This is a genomic window from Bacillus sp. LR--39, from assembly GCF_053613335.1.
Genome location: NZ_JBSIOT010000020.1, coordinates 1 through 3,047, shown reverse-complemented (window position 1 = coordinate 3,047; position 3,047 = coordinate 1). Strand labels below are relative to the sequence as shown.

Genomic DNA, 3,047 nt, shown 5'->3' with positions numbered 1-3,047 from the left:
TTCTCTCAAAACTAGATAACAGTAAGCATACATTCAAATTGGTTAAGTCCTCGATCGATTAGTATCTGTCAGCTCCATGTGTCGCCACACTTCCACCTCAGACCTATCAACCTGATCATCTTTCAGGGATCTTACTTCCTTGCGGAATGGGAAATCTCATCTTGAGGGGGGCTTCATGCTTAGATGCTTTCAGCACTTATCCCGTCCGCACATAGCTACCCAGCGATGCCCTTGGCAGAACAACTGGTACACCAGCGGTGCGTCCATCCCGGTCCTCTCGTACTAAGGACAGCTCCTCTCAAATTTCCTGCGCCCGCGACGGATAGGGACCGAACTGTCTCACGACGTTCTGAACCCAGCTCGCGTACCGCTTTAATGGGCGAACAGCCCAACCCTTGGGACCGACTACAGCCCCAGGATGCGATGAGCCGACATCGAGGTGCCAAACCTCCCCGTCGATGTGGACTCTTGGGGGAGATAAGCCTGTTATCCCCGGGGTAGCTTTTATCCGTTGAGCGATGGCCCTTCCATGCGGAACCACCGGATCACTAAGCCCGACTTTCGTCCCTGCTCGACTTGTAGGTCTCGCAGTCAAGCTCCCTTGTGCCTTTACACTCTGCGAATGATTTCCAACCATTCTGAGGGAACCTTTGGGCGCCTCCGTTACCTTTTAGGAGGCGACCGCCCCAGTCAAACTGCCCACCTGACACTGTCTCCCCGCCCGATAAGGGCGGCGGGTTAGAAGGTCAATACAGCCAGGGTAGTATCCCACCGATGCCTCCACCGAAGCTGGCGCTCCGGTTTCCAAGGCTCCTACCTATCCTGTACAAGCTGTACCAACATTCAATATCAGGCTGCAGTAAAGCTCCACGGGGTCTTTCCGTCCTGTCGCGGGTAACCTGCATCTTCACAGGTACTATAATTTCACCGAGTCTCTCGTTGAGACAGTGCCCAGATCGTTGCGCCTTTCGTGCGGGTCGGAACTTACCCGACAAGGAATTTCGCTACCTTAGGACCGTTATAGTTACGGCCGCCGTTTACTGGGGCTTCAATTCGCACCTTCGCTTACGCTAAGCGCTCCTCTTAACCTTCCAGCACCGGGCAGGCGTCAGCCCCTATACTTCGCCTTACGGCTTCGCAGAGACCTGTGTTTTTGCTAAACAGTCGCCTGGGCCTATTCACTGCGGCTCTCTCGGGCTTGCACCCTAACAGAGCACCCCTTCTCCCGAAGTTACGGGGTCATTTTGCCGAGTTCCTTAACGAGAGTTCTCTCGATCACCTTAGGATTCTCTCCTCGCCTACCTGTGTCGGTTTGCGGTACGGGCACCTCTCACCTCGCTAGAGGCTTTTCTTGGCAGTGTGGAATCAGGAACTTCGCTACTATAATTCGCTCGCCATCACAGCTCAGCCTTCACGGGAAACGGATTTGCCTATTTCCCAGCCTAACTGCTTGGACGCGGATATCCAATACCGCGCTTACCCTATCCTCCTGCGTCCCCCCATTGCTCAAATGGTGAGGAGGTGGTACAGGAATATCAACCTGTTATCCATCGCCTACGCCTTTCGGCCTCGGCTTAGGTCCCGACTAACCCTGAGCGGACGAGCCTTCCTCAGGAAACCTTAGGCATTCGGTGGAGGGGATTCTCACCCCTCTTTCGCTACTCATACCGGCATTCTCACTTCTAAGCGCTCCACAAGTCCTTCCGGTCTTGCTTCACAGCCCTTAGAACGCTCTCCTACCACTGTTCGAAGAACAGTCCGCAGCTTCGGTGATACGTTTAGCCCCGGTACATTTTCGGCGCAGAGTCACTCGACCAGTGAGCTATTACGCACTCTTTAAATGGTGGCTGCTTCTAAGCCAACATCCTGGTTGTCTAAGCAACTCCACATCCTTTTCCACTTAACGTATACTTTGGGACCTTAGCTGGCGGTCTGGGCTGTTTCCCTTTCGACTACGGATCTTATCACTCGCAGTCTGACTCCCAAGGATAAGTCATCGGCATTCGGAGTTTGACTGAATTCGGTAACCCGGTAGGGGCCCCTAGTCCAATCAGTGCTCTACCTCCGAGACTCTTACCTTGAGGCTAGCCCTAAAGCTATTTCGGAGAGAACCAGCTATCTCCAGGTTCGATTGGCATTTCACCCCTACCCACACCTCATCCCCGCACTTTTCAACGTGCGTGGGTTCGGGCCTCCATTCAGTGTTACCTGAACTTCACCCTGGACATGGGTAGATCACCTGGTTTCGGGTCTACGACCACGTACTCAATTCGCCCTATTCAGACTCGCTTTCGCTGCGGCTCCGCATCTTCTGCTTAACCTTGCACGGGATCGTAACTCGCCGGTTCATTCTACAAAAGGCACGCCATCACCCGTTAACGGGCTCTGACTACTTGTAGGCACACGGTTTCAGGATCTCTTTCACTCCCCTTCCGGGGTGCTTTTCACCTTTCCCTCACGGTACTGGTTCACTATCGGTCACTAGGGAGTATTTAGCCTTGGGAGATGGTCCTCCCGGATTCCGACGGAATTTCACGTGTTCCGCCGTACTCAGGATCCACTCAGGAGAGAACGAAGTTTTGACTACAGGGCTGTTACCTTCTATGGCGGGCCTTTCCAGACCTCTTCATCTACCTCGTTCCTTTGTAACTCCGTACAGAGTGTCCTACAACCCCAAGAGGCAAGCCTCTTGGTTTGGGCTGGTCCCGTTTCGCTCGCCGCTACTCAGGGAATCGCATTTGCTTTCTCTTCCTCCGGGTACTTAGATGTTTCAGTTCCCCGGGTCTGCCTTCTCATATCCTATGTATTCAGATATGGATACCACTCCATTACGAGTGGTGGGTTTCCCCATTCGGAAATCTCCGGATCAAAGCTTGCTTACAGCTCCCCGAAGCATATCGGTGTTCGTCCCGTCCTTCATCGGCTCCTAGTGCCAAGGCATCCACCGTGCGCCCTTTCTAACTTAACCGTTAAAAAGAATCACTACGTGATATCTTGCATTACTAATTGAATGTGAATTACTTCTGTTATCTAGTTTTCAAAGAACA

At 52.9% G+C, this 3,047-nt stretch carries 1 rRNA gene; it reads right to left on the bottom strand.

What is annotated here, in order from left to right:
• Window positions 1–38: 38 nt before the first annotated feature.
• Window positions 39–2,968: ribosomal RNA gene (locus ACWHAR_RS19590) — 23S ribosomal RNA — on the bottom strand.
• Window positions 2,969–3,047 lie beyond the last annotated feature (79 nt).